The organism is Polynucleobacter yangtzensis, from assembly GCF_001595965.1.
In the GTDB taxonomy this organism is placed as follows: Bacteria; Pseudomonadota; Gammaproteobacteria; order Burkholderiales; family Burkholderiaceae; genus Polynucleobacter; species Polynucleobacter yangtzensis.
The window spans coordinates 228,931-249,521 of the sequence record NZ_LOJI01000035.1; the positions used below are offsets into that span (position 1 = coordinate 228,931).

Below are 20,591 nucleotides of genomic sequence, written 5' to 3' on the forward strand. Positions count from 1 at the left end.
TAGTAAGAAAAACAAAAGCCCGCTATTAGCGGGCTTTTTCATTTGACTTGGCGGAAGAGGTGAGATTCGAACTCACGGAGGACTTTCATCCTCGCCAGTTTTCAAGACTGGTGCATTCAACCGCTCTGCCACTCTTCCTTTAATTCGACTTACTGTGAATCACGGTTAATTCAAGTGCTAGATTATAGAGAACTTTTGATTTGACCCTCTAAATACTTGGCAATAGCCAGGCTGGAGGTCAGCCCGGGCGACTCAAAGCCATATAGATTAAAGAGCCCTTCTAGGCCGTGGTCCTTGGGTGTATTGAAGCAAAAGTCGCCTGCCGGTGAATTCGGCTGGACTATTTTTGCCCTCACCCCCGAATAATCTGGTTGCAAAGCATTGTCTTTGAGACCTGGCCAATACTTTCTGACTGCCGCATAGAAGCCATCGCCCCGCTTTGGATTCACTGTGTAATCGATTTGATTCTCATCATCGATTTCTAACCATTCAACATCAGGTCCAAATTTAGCTTGGCCACCCATATCTAAGGTGAGATGTACTCCTAGACCACCAGGCTCTGGAATGGGATAAATCAAATGCTTAAACGGTGATTTACCTGAAAGAGAAAAGTAATTGCCTTTTGCAAAATAGGCTTTGGGTATTTGCTCTTGTGCAAGTCCTTCAATTTTTTTCGCAATAGCTGGCGCACTCATGCCGGCACAATTAATCAGAAGCTTCGTTTGAATTTTCATGGCGTCTGATCCACCGATTTCTAATTCAAATCCGTCTTGAGCCTTTGATCCTATTGGCTTAGCGCTGATCAGGGGTGACTGATAGGCGATCATGCCGCCAGCATCTTCAAAGCCACCCAGCAAGGACAGCATGAAACCATGACTATCAACGATACCGGTTGAAGCTGAAAGTAAGGCAGCAGAACATTGGAGCTCAGGCTCCATAGATTTTGCTTGCTCACCAGTGAGCATTTTGATTTCTGGGACGTTGTTTTGTTGTGCTTTGTATAGGATTGCTTGCAAGTCATCCAATTGAGAATCATCACTGGCTACGATGAGTTTGCCATAGGGCTGAGTGGCAACGTGATGGGTGCGGCAGTACTCATAAAGCATGCGATTACCCTCAACACATAGCTTTGCTTTGAGAGAATCTTTGGGGTAATAAATACCAGCATGGATTACTTCGCTATTGCGGGCGCTACTAATCGTGCCAAATGTACTTTCCCGTTCGAGCAAAATCGTTTCTCGGCCTTGAAGAGCCATCTCCCTGGCGACAGCCAGGCCAATGACCCCAGCCCCAATAACAACACAGTCAACCCGGTCCATTTACCCGATCCTGCGTCTAGATTTGCTTATATTCATGGTGAAATCGTAACATTTTCAGTGGTTTAAGGTGGTTTTTGGGGTTTATGAGGGTCAGTTATTGATAAAATTCATAGATGTCTTTAAAACCCGTAGCAAAGAACTCGCACCCCCTCCATCAAACCAACGGCATCGTTTTAGATAGCGCCTATCAAGGTATTGATGAGGCTGGCTGGAAATCCTTGTTTCAACAAGCCAAAGACGCGAAATTAGCACAATTTATTGCCGATCTTTTTGCTGGTAAAGCGGTCAATAATTCAGAAAATCGCCCCGCCCTTCATTCCGCCTTACGCAATTTAGATAAGTCACCCGTTTTGGTGGACGGTAAAGATGTCATGCCAGACGTTGCAGAAGTTTGGCATCGCATTGAGGCTTTATGCAATAAATGGGTTGGAGTAACTGATGTCATTCATATCGGTATTGGTGGATCTGATTTTGGTCCACGCCTAGCGATCGAAGCATTAGCTCATGTTCCCGACATTGATAGCCGTGGCATGCGGTTGCATTTCCTGGCTAATATCGACACAGCAGAACTCAATCGTATTTTGCAGCGCGCATTACCGCACAGCACTAAAGTCATCATTGTCTCTAAGTCATTTACGACTCTTGAGACCACCATGAATGCCAAGGCGGTAGTCAAATGGCTCAAGATCAACGGTCTTACAGATAGTCAAATTGGTAAATCACTCTTTGCTGTTACAGCCAATGTACCTGCAGCCAAAGAGTTTGGTATTGATCAAGACCATATCTATCCTTTCTGGGATTGGGTTGGCGGGCGTTACTCTGTTTGGTCCGCAGTTGGCTTACCAATCGCGTTGCAATACGGCTTTGATACTTTTAAAGAATTCTTATCAGGTGCACAGGCCATTGATCAGCACTTTAAAACTGCGCCTCTTGAAGAAAATCTACCTGTCATCATGGCACTTAGCTTGCTGTATCAGCAAGAGAAACACAACATCAAGTCATACGCTGTCATTCCGTATGCGGATGCTTTAGATTGGTTTCCGAAGTGGTTGCAACAGCTTGATATGGAAAGCAATGGCAAAAGCGTCGATCGCGATGGCAAGCCAGTGAAGTTTTCTTGCCCGGTTGTTTTTGGCAGCTCAGGCAGCAATGCACAGCACTCGTATTTCCAGTTGTTGCACCAGGGTACAGAAATCATTCCAATTGATTTCATTGCGGTACGTGAACCGATGAGTAATTTGCCTGAGGCAAAAGCGCATCACCGCATTTTGCTTTCCAACTGCTTAGCGCAAGCGCAAGCTTTGGCAAATGGCAAGAAGACTGATAACCCAAATAATACCTACCCAGGTAAGCGTCCTAGCAACTTGCTGATCCTGCCTAAGCTGAACGCCTTCTACTTAGGCGCACTCTTAGCGCTTTATGAGAATCGCACTGCTGCACTTGGCGCGCTATGGAATATCAATAGCTTTGACCAACCTGGTGTTGAGCTTGGCAAAGTATTGGCTAAGCCAATTGAAGCTGCCCTGAAGAATGATGGCACTGTACAAGCCAATGCCGGCATTGATGAAGTCACTGCCGCCCGTATTAACTTATTTAATCAATAGTTTTATTAGCTCTAGCCTCAGGCTAGACATCGAAAGAACGCTTATGCAACTCTCTCCATCCATTTTCAAAGCTTATGACATCCGCGGCATTATTGATGAGACCTTAGATCCATCGATTGCGAAATTGATCGGTCAAGCATTTGGCACCGAGATGCGTGAACTAGGCGAAACAGAAATTGTGATTGGTCGTGATGGTCGCCTATCTGGCCCTAGCTTGATTGAAGCTTTAACTGAAGGTTTGTTGTCAACTGGCATTAATGTGATTGACTTAGGAATGGTGGCTACACCGATGGTGTACTTTGGCGCCAATCAAACGCTCAATGGCAAAAAGCCAAAGTCCGGCATCATGATTACCGGCAGCCACAACCCCCCTAACTACAACGGCTTCAAGATGGTTCTGGGTGGCGCAGCAATCTACGGCGATCAAATTCAGGCGCTACGTAAACGCATTGAGGCGAAGAAATTCGCTACTGGTCAAGGCAACAGAAGTGAGTTCGATATTTTCCCAATGTACTTAGAGCGCATTGTGGGTGATGTGAAACTAGCCCGCCCTATCAAGATTGCTGTCGACTGTGGCAATGGTGTTGGCGGTGCTTTTGCTGGTAAGCTCTTCAGAGCATTGGGCTGCGAAGTCCAAGAACTCTTTTGTGAGGTAGATGGTCATTTTCCAAACCACCATCCAGATCCCGCGCATATTGAGAACTTACAAGATCTCATCAAGAACTTACAGACTACCGATAATGAATTAGGTCTTGCCTTTGATGGTGATGCTGATCGCTTGGGCGTTGTTACCAAAGATGGTCAGGTGATTTTCCCAGACCGCCAAATGATGCTTTTTGCTAAAGATGTTCTCTCCAGAAATCCTGGTGGGCAGATTATTTATGACGTTAAATGCACCCGCAATCTCGCAACCTATGTGAAACAGCATGGTGGCGAGCCTTTGATGTGGAAAACAGGTCATTCTCTAGTTAAAGCCAAGCTTAAGGAAACTGGTGCACCACTTGCCGGTGAAATGTCTGGTCATATCTTCTTTAAAGACCGTTGGTTTGGCTTTGATGATGGCCTTTACACCGGCGCACGTTTATTAGAAATCCTCTCTAAGGAAAAAGATCCTAATCAAACGCTGAATGAATTACCAAATGCGATCTGCACGCCAGAATTGCAACTGGCTTGTGCCGAAGGTGAACCATTTGCCTTATTGGAAGCCATTAAAGCGAATGCCAAGTTCCCTACTTCTGAATCGATTAATACGATCGATGGTGTGCGCGTTGAATATGCCGATGGCTTTGGTTTGGCCAGACCATCTAATACGACTCCAGTAGTCGTGATGCGCTTTGAAGCAGACAGCGAAGAGGCGATTGCCCGAATTCAGGCGGAGTTTAAGGCCGTATTACTTGCCGCTAAGCCAGATGCAAAGCTGCCGTTCTAGCAATCCAACAAAGATTACTAGGGTCGATTAAGATTTCGTATGAATTCAACTGTAAGCACCCCCATTTCCTTTGATTACCCCCAGCAAGATGCTGCTGGCGCTACTTGTACCGCCCAAGCTTGGGCCAAGACTCCACCCCAACTTCATGGCACCGAGAAAGCGGCAGTGATTGCCCGCATCAAGCAGCTCTTGGTTGAGAAACACGCCACCTTAGTTGCCCACTACTACGTAGATGGGGACATTCAGGACTTAGCTTTATCTACTGGCGGCTATGTTGCTGACTCTTTGGAGATGGCACGCTTTGGAAAAAATCATGCTGCCAAGAATTTGATTGTTGCTGGTGTACGCTTCATGGGTGAAACCGCCAAAATTCTCAGCCCAGAAAAACGCGTCTTCATGCCAGACTTAGATGCAACCTGCTCTCTGGACTTAGGTTGTGACGCTAGTGACTTTGCCAAATTTCGTGCATTACATCCAGATCGTACTGTCGTTGTATATGCAAACACTAGCGCTGCAGTAAAAGCACAGGCTGATTGGATGGTCACGAGCTCATGCGCTTTAGCAATTGTTCATCAGCTCAAAGTTGAAGGCAAAAAAATATTGTGGGCACCAGATCGTCACCTTGGTCGTTACATTCAAGACCAAACTGGTGCAGATATGTTGCTTTGGAATGGCGCTTGTATTGTTCATGACGAATTTAAAGCGGTGGAGCTTGAGATTTTGAAGGCGGCTCATCCCAATGCAATGATCCTAGTTCACCCTGAATCTCCGCAAGCAGTGGTCGACCTTGCAGACGTTGTGGGCTCTACCTCCGCCATGATTAAGGCCGTAGTAGAAGGCTCTGCTACCGAGTACATCGTTGCTACAGATAAGGGTATCTTGCATCGTATGCAGCAACTGGCTCCAAACAAAAAATTGATTGAAGCGCCTACCGCTGGTAATAGCGCCACTTGCAAAAGCTGCGCGCACTGCCCTTGGATGGCCATGAATGGCTTGCAAGGAATTTTAGATTGCTTAGAAAACGCTTCTGGTGAAATCTTCATCGAAGAGCCTATTCGGGTTGAGGCATTGGGCTGTATCGAGCGTATGCTCGATTTCACCAAAAATCATCCCGACCTCTTAGCTAAAGCACAGCATGGCTTTGTAAAAAATATTGGCGCTGCTTAATTTTTATATTTATATATGTTTGATAACAACGAAACTTTAGAACAGGCCCGTCAACGCAATATTCATGATGCGCTCATGGAAGATATTGGCAGTGGCGATTGGACAGCAAAGCTTGTTCCTAGTATGCCGGTAAAGGCTCAGCTCATTGTTCGTCAAGAAGCCGTACTTTGTGGCGTAGATTGGTTTGAAGGCACACTCAAAAAACTCGACCCCAATGCCAAAGTTACTTGGCATTACCTTGAAGGCGACTTAATGAAACCCGATACCAAGGTTTGCGATATTGAAGCCGACTCTCAGGCCCTACTCTCTGCTGAACGCACTTGCATTAACTTCTTGCAAACACTTTCTTGGACGGCCAGTATTACTCGTCAGCACGTTGATGCCATCGCTGGCGCCAGCCCGAATCCTCAAGGTTGCGCCGTTTTAGATACTCGCAAAACGATCCCAGGATTACGTCAGGCTCAGAAATACGCCGTACTCGTTGGTGGCGGCAAGAATCAACGTTTAGCACTTTGGCACGGAATCCTCATTAAAGAGAACCATATTGCTGCAGCTGGTAGTGTTACGGCAGCATTAAAAAATGCTCAAGCATTAAATGCGGGTGTGGATATTCAGATTGAAGTAGAAAACTTTGCTGAACTGGAAGAAGCTTTAGCTGCAGGCGCCAAGAGCATCTTGATCGATAACTTCAATACCGATCAAATGAAGCAAGCAGTTGCAATCACCGCTGGGCGTGCTTTGCTAGAAGCTTCTGGCGGCATCAACTTAGATCAAATGCGCGCTATTGCTAGCACTGGCGTAGACCGCATCTCTCTTGGCAAGCTGACCAAAGATGTAAACGCAGTTGATTTCTCGATGCGCATTCTTTAAGGTTTTTCAGTAGATTCTTAGCTAAATTATAGAGTTTCTTACAGACTTAATGTATCCTATTGGCTACATTAATGAATGCACGAAATAAGGAAAACAGAAGAATTTAAAGCTTGGTTAGATACTCTGAATGACTTAATGGGAAGGGCAAAAATACAAGCAGGAATTAAACGGCTAGCAGAAGGCAACCAAGGAAATGTGAAATCAGTTGGAAGCAAAGTCTTTGAAATGAAAATTGATTTTGGACCGGGCTACAGGATTTATTACGCAAAACAAGAGAATACGGTTTACCTTCTCCTTATCGGAGGCAGCAAAAGAACTCAGGTTAAGGATATTCAGATCGCTAAACTTTTGGCTAAAAATTTGTAAAGAATGAAATGGAAAAAACGATTACCAGCCCCTATGATGTAGCAGAACATTTACGCACACCAAAAGAAATGGCACTTTATCTCCAGGCATGTATTGAGGAATCCAATGGAGATGCAGCTTTTATTGCCAGAGCACTTGGAGATATAGCGCGTGCCAAAGGAATGGCTCAGGTAGCGAAAGAATCCGGACTATCAAGAGAAAGTCTTTATAAAGCGCTTTCTGGTGATCGCATACCTGGCTTTGATACGGTCCTTAAAGTACTGGCAGCTCTTGGCCTATGTTTACATGCAAAGCCTATCGGCAAAATACGCGCTTAATTTACTCTTACCTACCCTTATAAATAACCTGCTTCTCAAGGGCATTACGAATAAATTCAATATTGTTTCTTAGGCTATAGCAGTCAGCAGTAGCTAGCTTGGCCGCTTTAGAGGCCAGCACCCTTCGCTCCATATCATTGAGCACTTCAATATATTCGCCTCGACGATTAGGATCAAAAGTTTGAATTGTATTCTGCTCAAATTTATCCAAGTCTTTATATATTGAATTGATCTGCTTCTTTGCCAAGTTGGTTCTATAGCTAGGAATTGACTTAATGATGGGGTAAGCAAAAGCAGCAAAAGGAAGTAAGAGGAAGAACATGCGCTCCAAAAACTCTGCCAACCAAAATGGCAAATACTTCATCAAGGTTGGCGTACCTTTTTCATAGAAGAACTTTGCTTCATTACTCAGGGGTGCTTCGGTATTCATATAGACAGGGAACTCCCCCACTCTTGAGAAATACGATTTTGCTCCATTGATTTCTTTTGCAGCCTCTAAGAATAAGACCTGAATCGCCGGATGTAGGCGATCATCAATCAATAGATTTGTCGTGGTAGAGATCAACTGAATAGGGTGGTCTGGTATGTTTTTTCCCAGATCAAATCCACCCATAGGCACTCCCAACTCTTCAAAATATGGCAGAAGACGCGTGTAGGCATCTGCACGGCTAAACGTCACCAAGCGAATATTCGGGTTTTTTATCAGTCTTTGCACATTTGGCGAGTCATAGCCGTCAACCAAAAATACGGCATCAATTTCTCCTTGCTCAATAGCATTAACAGCATCGGCATTATTCATACTCAATAAATTGGGTGCAGTAGATGTGAGATGATTTTGCTTCAGAATGCTGACTGCTTGAGCATGAGTACCGCTGCCAATGGGTCCAATATTGATTCTGAGCTTGGTAATATCTCGATCAGAAACATGAATGCCTTCGTTAAAAGTGTTCTTGCGGTAAAAAATCCATACAGGCTCATAGTCAACGCTACCCAGAGATTGCACACCAGATAAGTTATCTACGGCAATCATGCCACCCTGTACAAAAGCCGCTTGAATAGGATCTTTGCGATCAATTAAATGTTGTAGGTTTTCTTTAGAGCCATGAGTCTCTATGAGTTTTAGCTCAATACCTCTTTTTTCAAAATAGGCTTTATATTTTTCACCCAAGACCTTGTAGGATCCACCGGTACCTGTGGCCATTAAAACTTTATCGGGTGGTGCGGGTTTAGCAAACCAGATGAGAACGGCTAGAGCAAGAAACAATAAAAAGATAAGAGGCCACACTTCTTTAATTAAGCTGAGGCCATTCTTAATTTCATCTGCGGCAGTTTGATATACCGCAGAAATATGTTCGTAGACTTCCTCTTTAAAGCTAGCCATGAAATTCCTCTTGAGATATGACTAGCTTATCACCAAAAATGCTGTTTTATAGCCTTGGTAAAGGCTTTTAAGGGGCTGAATCGCCTTCAGAGCCTTCTGCCTGGGGAGTCAGGATAGTTGGATAAGAAACTGCCCAAGTGCCTGGGTAGTCGCGACTGTAATGAAGGCCGCGGCTTTCCCTGCGCATTAGCGCTGAACGCACAATAAGTTCCGCACACTCCAGAAGATTGCGTAGCTCAATTAAGTCACGTGTAACCTTAAAGTTCGCGTAATACTCCTGTACTTCATATCTGAGTAGCTTGATTCGATGTAATGCGCGCTCTAAGCGGCGATTGGTTCTCACGATGCCAACGTAGTTCCACATCAGCGAACGTAATTCATCCCAGTTATGGGCAATCACCACTTGCTCATCAGCATCCTCAACCTGACTCTCATCCCACAAAGGCAAGTTCGGCATTGCTGGGGTCTTTAGACTGGAGATGTCTTCTGCAGCGGCCTTACCTATAACAACACACTCCAATAAGGAGTTACTAGCTAAACGATTGGCTCCATGTAAGCCGGTGTAAGTTGCCTCTCCTACTGCGTAGAGCCCAGGCAAATCAGTACGTCCTTTAAGATCGGTGACTACACCACCACAGGTGTAATGCGCTGCAGGTACTACTGGAATTGGCTCTTTGGTAATGTCTAAACCGAGGCTCATGCAACGGGCATAGATCATTGGGAAATGCTCTTTAATAAATACTTCACCCAAATGAGTTGCATCTAGATGAACATAGTCCAAACCGTGCTTTTTCATTTCAAAGTCAATTGCACGTGCAACAATATCTCGCGGTGCTAATTCATGGCGCTCATCATGCTCAGGCATAAAACGGGTGCCATCAGGCAACTTCAATAAACCACCCTCACCGCGCATCGCTTCAGTAATGAGGAAAGTGCGATCACTCGGGTGATACAAACATGTCGGATGAAATTGGATAAATTCCATATTGCCCACTCGGCAGCCTGCACGCCAGGCCATGGCTATGCCGTCGCCGGTAGCGGTATCAGGGTTGCTGGTGTAGCGATAAACCTTTCCTACACCACCTGTAGCTAAGACAACTGACTTTGCTTCAATAGTTTCTACACGATTATTTTTAATATCGAGTGCGTATACGCCATAACAACGATTAGGCTTGCTACGTTGCGTCTTGGCATCTAGCTGTCGATTGGTTATGAGATCCAGCGCAATCCAATGCTCCAAGATCTGAATATTTTTGTGAGCCCTGGCTTTATCCAAAAGTACTTCATGAATGGCTTTGCCAGTGGCATCTGCGGCATGCGCAATGCGACGATGACTATGGCCACCCTCGCGAGTTAAATGCAAGCCCATTGGACCAGATTCATCGGTTGTGAATGGAACGCCCTGCTCCACCAACCAACGAATGGCTTCAGCGCTTTCTTCAGCAATGTAACGCGCTGTCGATTCAACTACGAGACCTGCGCCGGCATCCAAAGTATCGGCTACGTGCGAATCAATACTGTCATGCTCTTTATCTACTACCCCAACAATACCGCCTTGCGCCCAAGCGGTTGCGGCTTCACCCAAACCGCGCTTTGCCATCAGAATCACTGGCTGAGACTCGGCCATATGCAATGCGACGGTTAAGCCCGCTAACCCAGCCCCAATAATGAGGACAGGGAGTTCTGCTTTATCGCTGGTGTTTGAGGAGGGTTTTGAACTGGCCATTGAGCTCGTATTCTAAAGGGCAATGGTTTTCCACGGTTTAAATACAAAAAGGCTCCTTTAGGGAGCCCTTTTGTGATTTGCTGGAACGGCTATTAGACGTTAGACATGACCTTAGATCCGCCTGGGGCATTGGTGCCATATCCCATGATTTGAGACACTTCACCGCCTTTGGCCAGCTTCACTGCGCAATACTTAAACTCTGGAATCTTGCCAAATGGATCTAAGGCAGGATTGGTGATCAAGTTTGCAGCAGCCTCATAGTAAGCAAACGGAATGAAGATCACGCCTCTTGGTGTGCCGTCATCTCTTCGAACGTGAATTCCTACCTCACCACGACGAGACTGCACAGTGATCACATCGCCAGCAGATACTCCCAATTGAGTCATATCTTCACCATTCATAGATACGGTAGCCATAGGCTCAATGGCATCTAACACGGTAGCACGACGCGTCATACTGCCCGTATGCCAGTGTTCTAACTGACGACCTGTAATTAATACAAATGGATACTCATCATCAGGACGTTCATTTGCTGGAATGATGTCTGCTGGAACCAGCTTCACTTTACCATCCGCTGTAGCAAATTGATCATCAAACACAATTGGGCGACCTGGATCTTCAGCTGATAAGCATGGGTAAGTCACGCTAGATTCTTTTTCTAGGCGCTCCCAAGTAATGCCTTTGATGGCGCCATGCATCGCTTGACGCATTTCGTCATAAACAGCAGCAACGCCAGCATCAGGACCTTGGTAATTCCAATTGAGACCCATGCGTTTAGCAATTTCCTGAATAATCCACAAGTCCGGCTTTGCATCGCCAGGAGGATTAATGGCTTTCTTGCCCATCTGCACCATACGGTCAGTATTGCTAGCCGTGCCTACCTTCTCAGGCCAAGCACTTGCAGGCAGAACCACATCCGCTAACAGCGCTGTTTCTGTCATGAAGATGTCTTGTACGACCAAATGCTCTAAAGATGCCAATGCATGACGTGCATGATTTAAGTCTGGATCACTCATCGCAGGGTTCTCGCCTTCGACATACATGCCACGAATCTTGTCCGGATCAGAATCGGGCGCAGTGATCTTATGCATGATCTCTACCACTGTGTACCCTGGCTTTTTATCAAGCGGCGTATCCCAGAACTTTTCAAACCAAGCATGTGCTTCTGGATTGTCCACACGTTGATAGTTCGGGAACATCATCGGAATCAAACCAGCATCACTTGCGCCCTGCACATTGTTCTGACCGCGCAATGGGTGCAATCCTGAGCCTGGCTTACCAATTTGACCAGTGATACTCACCAAAGCAATTAGGCAGCGTGCATTATCTGTACCGTGAACGTGCTGACTGACGCCCATGCCCCACAAAATCATAGCTGACTTGGTAGTCGCAAACTCACGAGCAACCTCTCGCAGCGTCTCTGCTGGAATACCGCAGATCGGTGCCATCGCCTCTGGGCTATAGCCTTTGATATTTTCTTTTAGAGCTGCAAAATTATTAGCCCGATTTTCAACAAAGTCTTTATCTACTAAGCCTTCTTCAATGATCGTATAGATCATGGCATTGAGCATCGCCACATCAGTATCCGGCTTGAACTGCATCATTCGCCATGCATACTTGCTGATATCTGTTGCACGTGGATCGCACAAAACAATTTTTGCGCCACGTTTAGCTGCGTTCTTAAACCAAGTAGCCGCCACAGGGTGATTTGCTGTTGGATTAGAGCCAATCAAGAAAATCATGCTGGAATGCTCAACATCATTCACCTGATTACTTACAGCACCTGAGCCTACGCCCTCTAGGAGCGCGGCAACAGATGATGCGTGGCATAGACGTGTGCAATGATCTACGTTATTGCTACCAAAACCAGTGCGTACTAGTTTTTGGAATAAGTACGCCTCTTCATTACTACCTTTTGCGGAACCAAAACCTGCTAACACTTTTAAGCCGTGTTGATCCTTGAGTTTCTTGAGGCCGCCAGCTGCAAATTCCAGAGCCTCTTCCCAGGTTGCTTCACGGAAGATATCTGACCAGTCTTGCTTGCCATCTAGGATGGACTCATCCTTAGGAACGCCTGCTTTACGAATAAGTGGCTTAGTCAGGCGCTGTGGATTATGGATATAGTCCATACCAAAGCGGCCTTTAACGCAAAGGCGATTGTGGTTGGCTGGGCCATCACGACCTTCTACGCTAACAATTTTTTCATCTTTAACGTTATAAGTGATTTGACAACCCACACCACAGAATGGGCATACTGAATCTACCTTGCGGTCGACTGTTTGCGAACCGATTAAACCTTTAGGCATCAATGCGCCAGTTGGACAGGCTTGTACACACTCGCCGCAAGCAACGCAAGTACTGTCGCCCATTGGATCGTTCAAGTCAAAGACGATTTCACTATGAGCGCCACGCATGGCGTAACCAATCACATCATTGACCTGCTCTTCACGACATGCACGTACACAGCGATTACATTGGATACAAGCATCTAGATTGACAGCCATCGCCGGATGAGAAACATCGCTGCTGACTTTTGCGCGGCGAATTGCTTTGAGTTCTGGGCGAACGGTAACGTCCATGCGTGCAGCCCAAGTGCTGAGCTCGCCATGCTGGTTCTTTTGCTCTTCTTCCTTGGTATCGCCCACCCACTTAAAACCCTCATCAGGCATATCGGAGAGCAACATCTCTAAAACAAGCTTTTGACTCTTCACGGCACGTTCGCTATTGGCTTTGACTTCCATGCCAGGGGTTGCGCTTCTGCAGCAACTTGGCGCCAGAGTGCGTTCACCATTGATTTCCACTACGCAAGCACGGCAGTTGCCATCTGGGCGATAGCCATCTTTGAAGCATAGATGTGGAATATCAATACCGTGGCGTTTGGCTGCCTTGAGGATGGTTTCACCTTCATAGGAAACAATCGTCTTGCCGTCTAGCTTGAACTCTACGGTTTGTAATTCAAGTTCTTTAGGATTTGTGGGTGCGTTCATGTTTGTCTCGTTATTCCCTGATTTTTTATATGTACTTTTATTAAGCTACTTCTTCTGGGAAATATTTATGAATACAACGAATGGGGTTTGGTGCAGCTTGACCTAGACCACAAATAGAAGCATCCACCATCACTGTGGCTAAGTCTTCTAAGGTTTCTTGATCCCATGATTTGGCTTGCATCAATTGAGCGGCTTTGCCTGTGCCTACACGGCAAGGAGTACATTGACCGCAACTCTCATGCTCAAAGAAGTGCATGACGTTCAAAGCCATATCGCGTGCTTTGTCTTTATCGCTAAACACCATCACTGCAGCAGAGCCAATGAAGCAGCCATAAGGTTGCAAGGTATCAAAGTCGAGTGGAATGTCATTCATAGTAGCCGGCAAAATACCGCCTGATGCTCCACCAGGCAAATAGCCGTAGAACTTGTGGCCATCTTGCATGCCACCGCAGTACTCATCAATCAACTCTTGAATGGTGATACCGGCAGGAGCCAACTTCACACCAGGCTTCTTCACGCGACCGCTCACGCTAAAGCTACGCAAGCCCTTGCGATCATGACGACCAAATGAACTAAACCATTCTGGTCCGCGCTGAACAATATCGCGCACCCAGTACAAAGTCTCAAAGTTGTGCTCAAGAGTTGGCCTGCCAAACAAGCCAACTTGTGCAATGTATGGAGGACGCATACGTGGTTCGCCACGCTTGCCTTCAATACTCTCAATCATGGCGGACTCTTCACCGCAGATGTAAGCACCAGCACCACGACGCAATTCAATCGTCGGCAAATTGAATGGCGGATTAGCTTTCAGTTTTGCTAACTCAACCTCTAGTAACTCTCTGCAGCCATGGTATTCATCGCGCAGGTAGATGTAGCAAGCATCGATACCCACTACATTAGCAGCAATCAACAAGCCCTCTAGGAAGCGATGAGGATCACGCTCTAAGTAAGTACGGTCTTTAAATGTTCCTGGCTCGCCTTCGTCAATATTCACAGCCATTAACTTAGGGGCAACTTGGTCTTTCACAATGCGCCATTTACGACCCGCCGGAAATCCTGCACCACCCAATCCACGCAATCCAGAATTTTCCATGGCCTTGATGATGCTCTCCGCATCTTTCTTACCCTCATGGATTTCTTTAGCAAGCGCATAACCACCTTGCGCACGATAAGACTCGTATCCAACATAGTCAGGAGAAAGGGCCTGCATCTCACCTTGCGGTGATACGCCCTGCTCAGCTAAAGCAGCAGGCTCAAATACAGCGTCATCTTTAGCCATCGGCTGTGTGGTCAACTTATTTTTTACGGCAGCAGAAACTTTATCGGTAGTAGCAAATAGCACTGGGTATTGATGTACCACCGCTACAGGAGCTTGCTCGCAACGCCCTACGCATGGGGCTGCAATGACTTTAACATTGGAATTACCCAAGATGCCTGGCAATTTGGCTAATAGATTTTGCGCGCCAGCTAATTCACAGGCGATGCCATCACAAACACGAATCGTGATGTCTGCTACTGGATCGTTACCGCGCACAACTTCAAAGTGGTGATAGAAAGTAGCAACTTCGTATACCTCTGCCATTGGCAAATTCATTTCTTTTGCTAAGGCAACTAAATGACGATCATGCAAAGCGCGATACTCATCGTTGAGCTTGTGAAGATTTTCAATGAGCAAGTCACGACGATGTGGAGCGTCTCCAATCAGCTTGCGCACTTCTGAAACAGAAGCATCATCAACTTGACGACCCTTCAACTTACTCTTACGACGAATGGTTTCCCTCAAATCATCTGCCGTTGCAACAGCAACCGCTTTGACTTCTCCAGAAGGCTTTGGATGATTCATATTTTGTAGTCTCTAATTTTTTATATTTATTGCTTTGCACGAATGCAGAGTTTTACCCATCTTGCCCATTAAAAGTCCTGCCAAGCCAAATACTTAGCAGACCTGCAATACGCAAAATAACGCTTTATTTTGGGTTATTTAACACCCCAAGTCCTTGACGGCGCTCAAGGACTTGAATTCAGGGTTTACCCTAGTTATAGAAGGGATGGGGAAGGCTTGTCGCCAGGGGGAAGTGAGTAATCCAACTTGCGCTCGTAAAGCCTTGCTTTGTAGCAATCCTGATAGCCTTTGCTGCCAATTTGCCAGCCGATGGAGGTGCAGTCGTCTTGAGCGGCTGATTCAATAGAACCGCAGCCAGTTAGACCCAAAACGACAAGTGCCGCCAAGCTTGAGAAAATACGCCTTTTTGTTGAATTCATGACCTCAAGTCTACTTGATTCTGATCTCAACATCGAGTGGAATCCCCTCTTTTCCTGCCTCTACCGTCTTGACCTCGCCAAGCTGAATGCGATCCTTAAGGGTGGCTTCGGATTTAGTCATAAATCCATAGGCCGTTTTAGCTCTATTTTTCGCCAATTCCTTTAGCTCGGAATCAGTGATTTCTATGCCAGCAATCAACTCATCATGCAATTGCTCGTTACGCTTCTCGCCATCTGGCAGCGTCAAAAGACGCTGGCCCAACTTAATGCGGCCAATGTATTGAGCGTAAGCAGCTTTTAGCCCTGATTGCACCCTTGGATCTTGCAAGCTAGGCACAGGTATTGGCTCGCCGGGTGTTAATTTAAATCCGGCATCTATCAAAATAGCTGAATCAGCCTTAGCCCTAGCAAGTTCTTTTCTATCTTGCACAAGATCGTAGGTTCCAATAATTTCCAAACTTGAATTTGGTCGCTTAACAAGATACTCGCCAAACTTTTCTAAGCGGTCTTGGTCAACAGCTAAAAATACCGCTTCACCAGGAACGGCATTAATGCCCTCTTCACTACCCATACCCACTAATGCCGCCAAGGCCCTAAAGGGTGCTGTAGCAATATTCGTTAAAACATTGCTAATAGCCTGCCATACCAAGCCACTAGCACTAAATTCTGGAGAGTCGACATTGCCTGCAATTTTGACGGTGACGTCGATGGTGTCATCAGAGTCTTCGAGTAAAGCAATTGCTAAACCTAAGGGTAATTTTTTGCCTGTAAAGTCTGGCACCTCATCACCCAGCACAACCTTCTTGATGATGATCTGATTGCTGCCGTCTAACTCGCCATCCTTTGCGCGGTAATTTAAGTTGAGGTTTAAGCGCCCACTCGCTATCTGGTAGCCGGCAAATGTCATCACTGCCGGATTGAAAGCGCTCAAAGGCAAATTGCGGAACGCCATCAAGATGTCATGATTACGACGGGGGTCATCAAAGGATGCCTGCCCTTTTGCTCGCATACTTCCAGAGCCTGCAACCACGCCATCCATTGCAACAGTTGCAAAACGCCCTGGCGTATTACTAACCCCTAAGAGAGTTGCATTAAATTTCTTAATGTCCACTTTGAAATGCGGACGCATCGCCAAGTCCGAGAAGAATACTTCGCCGTTCTTGAGGTTAGTAGAGCGAATATCTAGATTGAATCCAGTGGCATCTTTCGATTTGGCGCTATCAGCTGTATCAGTTTTTTGTTCGCTTGCAGGCTTTGCAAATAATCTTCGGAAATTAGAAAACCCTTCTTCATTGATTTCAAATTGAAGCGTTGGTGAATCAATAATCAACTCATCAATTGAAAGGCTGCTACTAGATGCTTGTTTAGATTTCAGGCTTTTATATTCGAACTGACGAATATCGGCCATCTTCCAAACAATTAGCGGATATTTTTGATCTTTTTCTAGAACCGTTAAATCTGAAATATGAATGTCGCCCGCAAATATATCGGCTTCAGGTCCAAATTTCATAGTGAGCGCTGAATGAATTGCGCCACTTTTACCGATTAACTCTTTATTGGCCGGCAAGAGCGCAACGAGTGGAGCGATTGCTAGATTCTCAAGCTCCAGCTTTCCATCTACCGATTTTGATTCTGTATTGAAGTCCCAGTGAGAGCGAATAGCGCCATCATCTAACTTCACATTCAATTGCACACCCAACTTACCAGGCTGAGGATTATCCAATCCACCCGCAATGGCAACATGCTGATAAGTAATGGTTTTGTTAATGCCGGGCACTAAAACCTGTAAAGCACCAAGATTAAAGTCGTATTGACCGCGAACACCCGACACCACGCCCTGCTTGTCGTAGTTGGCTACATCAAGCAATTTCATCGTAAAAGGCTTAAGTTCTTCTTTCAACTTCGTGGAGTCGTCTAACAAACTTAATGAGGCGGAACTCACCAGCAGTTCATCGATAGATATTTTTTGCGGTTTATTGGACTCGCTGGGATCTGTGGGCGGCATTGATTTCTCAATAGCAGCAATCAATTCCTGCCAATTCCAGACTCCTGGATGCGCGCCCTTTGATAGCTTCTTCTCCACCAAGATCTTGGGCTCGACCAACAAAATCTCATCAAAACCTAGCTCACCTAGGACTAACTTTGTCCATTTGGCAGTAATAGCTAACTTTTTAAATTCCAGTAATTTTGAACCGCCCGACTTTGCCAAATGAAATCCATCTAGCTCTATCTTCAGTCTTAATGGAGAAATACTGAGATCTTGATAGCCAATGTCATAACCAATCTTGGCAGCAAATTCCGAGGTTGATTTTTTAATAAAACTGGGAACAAAGAGATGGGCTCCCGCCCAAAAGATGACGACACAAGAGAGCACCAAGCCGGTGAGCCTGATCAGCCATTTTTTGAGACGAGGCAATTGAATCAAAACCATTTAATGCAATGCAAAATATCTACTAAGACACAACCAATTATTGTGCTGGCGGAAAGCCAACCTTCTGAGTCCACATATTGTTGAATACGTTGATGATCGGTTTCTCATAAACACCGGCCTTGGTGTAAGGCTCGTCTTTTAACCATGCATCTACATCTGCCCTGCTTGGAAAGTCGATTGCAATCAAACTACCCAAAGTGGTTTTTCCATCCTCAGAAGTCAACGGTCCAGCAAAAGCCATGCGGTCAGCCATTTTTGCCAGATACGCGCGGTGCTCAGGACGAACTTGCACGCGCAAGTCAGCAGTGCCGGGACGATCCATCAATAACATTGTAAAAATCATATTTTCTCCATTACTTGGTTCTATTTTTAATACATAACTAACTAGATACTACGGGAAGTTGCAAAAGAAAAACCACCCGAAGGTGGTTTAGGCATTACTTGGCGGAAGGGGCGGGATTCGAACCCGCGGTAGGCTATTAACCTACGCACGCTTTCCAGGCGTGTGACTTAAACCGCTCATCCACCCTTCCGGAACCGATGATTATACGATTGCCGAAAGGGTTTCCTCTAAAAGCTTGTTTAGGAGCTTACAGAGACTCTTTGAGCTGGTCCAAGATGTGTGGATTTTCAAGGGTTGAGGTGTCTTGAGTAACCTCTTCGCCTTTAGCAATCACACGCAAGAGACGGCGCATGATCTTGCCAGAACGGGTCTTAGGCAAGTTATCACCGAAACGTACGTCCTTAGGCTTAGCAATCGGGCCAATCTCTTTGCCAACCCAGTTACGCAACTCCGTAGCAACCTTCTTAGCTTCTTCACCTGTTGGGCGACCGCCTTTGAGAACTACGAATACGCAAATCGCTTCACCAGTCAATTCGTCTGGACGACCTACTACCGCAGCTTCGGCAACCAATGGGTTTGCAACTAAGCATGACTCAATTTCCATGGTTCCCATACGGTGACCAGAAACGTTCAACACGTCATCGATACGACCGGTAATAGTGAAGTAGCCAGTATCTTTGTTACGGATTGCGCCGTCACCTGCTAGATACAAAGTGCCACCCAACTCTTCTGGGAAATAAGACTTCACGAAACGATCAGGGTCATTCCAAATCGTACGAATCATGGAAGGCCATGGACGCTTAACCACCAAGATACCGCCTTGACCGTTAGGTACATCAACACCAGCTTCGTCAACAATCGCTGCCTGAATACCTGGCAATGGCAATGTGCATGAACCTGGAATCATTGGTGTTGCACCTGGCAATGGAGAAATCATGTGACCGCCAGTTTCTGTTTGCCAGAAGGTGTCGGCGATTGGGCAACGTGAACCACCTACATTCTCGTAGTACCACATCCATGCTTCTGGATTAATTGGCTCGCCAACTGAGCCCAAGAGACGGAGTGATGACAAGTCGTAGCTCTTTGGATGTACAGCTTGGTCATTGCTTGATGCTTTGATCAATGAACGAATTGCTGTTGGTGCTGTGTAGAAAATGGTTGCTTTGTGTTTTTGGATCATGTCCCAGAAACGGCCAGCATTTGGATATGTAGGAACGCCTTCAAACACAATCTCTGTAGCGCCAACTGCAAGTGGACCATAAGTAATGTAGGAGTGTCCTGTTACCCAACCAATGTCGGCAGTACACCAGAACACATCGTTTGGCTTAATGTCAAAAGTCCACTTCATTGTGAGAATCGCCCACAAGAGGTAGCCGCCTGTTGAGTGCTGCACACCCTTTGGCTTACCGGTTGAACCGGATGTGTACAGAATGAACAGCGGATGTTCAGCGCTTACCCACTCTGGTTCACAAGTAGTTGCTTCATTAGCAACGATTTCTTGCATCCAAACATCGCGACCTGCTTGCATAGCAACATCAGTGCCAGTGCGCTTGCTCACGATGACATGCTTAACCTTAGGGCACTCACCTGTTGAGAGAGCTTCGTCACAAATAGCTTTCAATGGCAATGCTTTGCCACCACGGAACTGGCCATCAGCAGTAATCACTGCTACTGCGCCAACGTCCATAATGCGATCGCGCAATGCTTGGGCTGAAAAGCCACCAAACACTACTGAGTGAATTGCGCCAATACGAGCACATGCTTGCATGGCCACAATGCCTTCGATGGTCATTGCCATATAAATAATGACGCTGTCACCAGACTTAACGCCCATCTTGCGCAATGCGTTTGCCATTTTGCAAACGCGCTCAAGCATCTCTTTGTAAGTTACTTTAGTTACAGTGCCGTCATCGGCTTCAAAAATAATGGCTGTCTTGTCACCAAGACCAGCTTCAACTTGACGATCTAAACAGTTGTATGACGCATTGGTTGTGCCATCTTCAAACCATTTGTAGAAAGGGGCTTTGGACTCATCCAAAACTTTAGTAAATGGTTTCTTCCAATAGATGTTCTCTTTAGCAAGACGACCCCAGAAACCGTCGTAATCTGAATTTGCTTCATCACAAAGCTTCTTATAGGCTTCCATGCCTGGAATTGCCGCGCTCTTCACAAAGTCTGCAGGTGGGTTAAATACGCGGTTTTCTTGTTTTAATGGTTCCATGCTTCACAGCCCCTCTATCAAATAATCAATAATCTAAAATCAACTACAAATGCGAAAAAATGTCGCAAAATGACAGGTTTACACCCTCAAGACCTTAGAAGATAAGTGAAAACACTGGGGATTTGCTCTATGGCAAACCCTTAAAATAGGGCAAACCTTACTAATAAT

15 protein-coding genes and 2 tRNA genes are annotated in these 20,591 nt (G+C 45.9%); 6 read left to right on the forward strand and 11 right to left on the reverse strand.

Going from position 1 to position 20,591, the window contains the following annotated elements; genetic code table 11:
- Nucleotides 1–48: 48 nt before the first annotated feature.
- A tRNA-Ser gene (locus JaK3_RS07945) sits at nt 49–138 on the reverse strand.
- A 44-nt stretch (nt 139–182) separates the two neighbouring features.
- On the reverse strand, nt 183–1,319 hold the full coding sequence (locus JaK3_RS07950; protein ID WP_068323147.1) for an NAD(P)/FAD-dependent oxidoreductase: 1,137 nt from the start codon (nt 1,317–1,319) through the stop codon (nt 183–185).
- Nucleotides 1,320–1,432: 113 nt separating this feature from the next.
- Here JaK3_RS07950 and pgi point away from each other — a divergent pair, with 113 nt between their 5' ends.
- From pgi to JaK3_RS07980, 6 genes are all read left to right on the forward strand, one after another.
- The gene (pgi, locus tag JaK3_RS07955; protein WP_068323150.1) at nt 1,433–2,923 is read left to right on the forward strand and encodes a glucose-6-phosphate isomerase; all 1,491 of its coding nucleotides are present in this window, start codon (nt 1,433–1,435) and stop codon (nt 2,921–2,923) included.
- A 43-nt stretch (nt 2,924–2,966) separates the two neighbouring features.
- A complete protein-coding gene (locus JaK3_RS07960) occupies nt 2,967–4,352 on the forward strand; it encodes a phosphomannomutase/phosphoglucomutase (RefSeq protein ID WP_068323153.1) in 1,386 nt (461 codons plus the stop codon).
- 39 nt (nt 4,353–4,391) lie between these two features.
- The gene (gene nadA, locus JaK3_RS07965) at nt 4,392–5,519 is read left to right on the forward strand and encodes a quinolinate synthase NadA (RefSeq protein ID WP_068323156.1); all 1,128 of its coding nucleotides are present in this window, start codon (nt 4,392–4,394) and stop codon (nt 5,517–5,519) included.
- A 15-nt stretch (nt 5,520–5,534) separates the two neighbouring features.
- Complete coding sequence (gene nadC, locus JaK3_RS07970; RefSeq protein WP_068323159.1) at nt 5,535–6,389, forward strand: carboxylating nicotinate-nucleotide diphosphorylase; 855 nt, start codon at nt 5,535–5,537, stop codon at nt 6,387–6,389.
- A gap of 75 nt (nt 6,390–6,464) precedes the next feature.
- Nucleotides 6,465–6,755, forward strand: a complete 291-nt coding sequence (locus JaK3_RS07975) for a type II toxin-antitoxin system RelE/ParE family toxin (RefSeq protein WP_068323162.1) — start codon at nt 6,465–6,467, stop codon at nt 6,753–6,755.
- An 8-nt stretch (nt 6,756–6,763) separates the two neighbouring features.
- Nucleotides 6,764–7,072, forward strand: coding sequence for an addiction module antidote protein (locus tag JaK3_RS07980; protein ID WP_068323165.1), 309 nt, complete (start codon nt 6,764–6,766; stop codon nt 7,070–7,072).
- Between the two features lie 7 nt (nt 7,073–7,079).
- On the opposite strand, the gene JaK3_RS07985 is transcribed toward JaK3_RS07980, so the two are convergent.
- The 9 genes from JaK3_RS07985 to acs all read right to left on the reverse strand — a co-directional run bounded on the left by JaK3_RS07985 (nt 7,080) and on the right by acs (nt 20,423).
- On the reverse strand, nt 7,080–8,453 hold the full coding sequence (locus JaK3_RS07985) for a TAXI family TRAP transporter solute-binding subunit (RefSeq protein WP_068323168.1): 1,374 nt from the start codon (nt 8,451–8,453) through the stop codon (nt 7,080–7,082).
- A 67-nt stretch (nt 8,454–8,520) separates the two neighbouring features.
- A complete protein-coding gene (nadB, locus tag JaK3_RS07990) occupies nt 8,521–10,179 on the reverse strand; it encodes an L-aspartate oxidase (RefSeq protein WP_068323171.1) in 1,659 nt (552 codons plus the stop codon).
- A gap of 92 nt (nt 10,180–10,271) precedes the next feature.
- On the reverse strand, nt 10,272–13,166 hold the full coding sequence (gene fdhF / locus JaK3_RS07995) for a formate dehydrogenase subunit alpha (RefSeq protein ID WP_068323174.1): 2,895 nt from the start codon (nt 13,164–13,166) through the stop codon (nt 10,272–10,274).
- Between the two features lie 40 nt (nt 13,167–13,206).
- Nucleotides 13,207–15,009, reverse strand: coding sequence for an NAD(P)H-dependent oxidoreductase subunit E (locus tag JaK3_RS08000; protein ID WP_068323177.1), 1,803 nt, complete (start codon nt 15,007–15,009; stop codon nt 13,207–13,209).
- Nucleotides 15,010–15,203: 194 nt separating this feature from the next.
- Entirely contained in the window at nt 15,204–15,428 is a 225-nt protein-coding gene (locus JaK3_RS08005) for a hypothetical protein (protein WP_068323180.1), read from the reverse strand.
- 10 nt (nt 15,429–15,438) lie between these two features.
- On the reverse strand, nt 15,439–17,859 hold the full coding sequence (locus JaK3_RS08010; protein ID WP_068323183.1) for a DUF748 domain-containing protein: 2,421 nt from the start codon (nt 17,857–17,859) through the stop codon (nt 15,439–15,441).
- 37 nt (nt 17,860–17,896) lie between these two features.
- Nucleotides 17,897–18,202 carry a YciI family protein gene (locus tag JaK3_RS08015; RefSeq protein WP_068323188.1) on the reverse strand — a complete coding sequence of 102 codons (306 nt, stop codon included), beginning with the start codon at nt 18,200–18,202 and terminating at the stop codon, nt 17,897–17,899.
- Between the two features lie 99 nt (nt 18,203–18,301).
- Nucleotides 18,302–18,392: transfer RNA gene (locus tag JaK3_RS08020), tRNA-Ser, on the reverse strand.
- Between the two features lie 57 nt (nt 18,393–18,449).
- Nucleotides 18,450–20,423, reverse strand: coding sequence for an acetate--CoA ligase (gene acs, locus JaK3_RS08025; RefSeq protein ID WP_068323192.1), 1,974 nt, complete (start codon nt 20,421–20,423; stop codon nt 18,450–18,452).
- Nucleotides 20,424–20,591 lie beyond the last annotated feature (168 nt).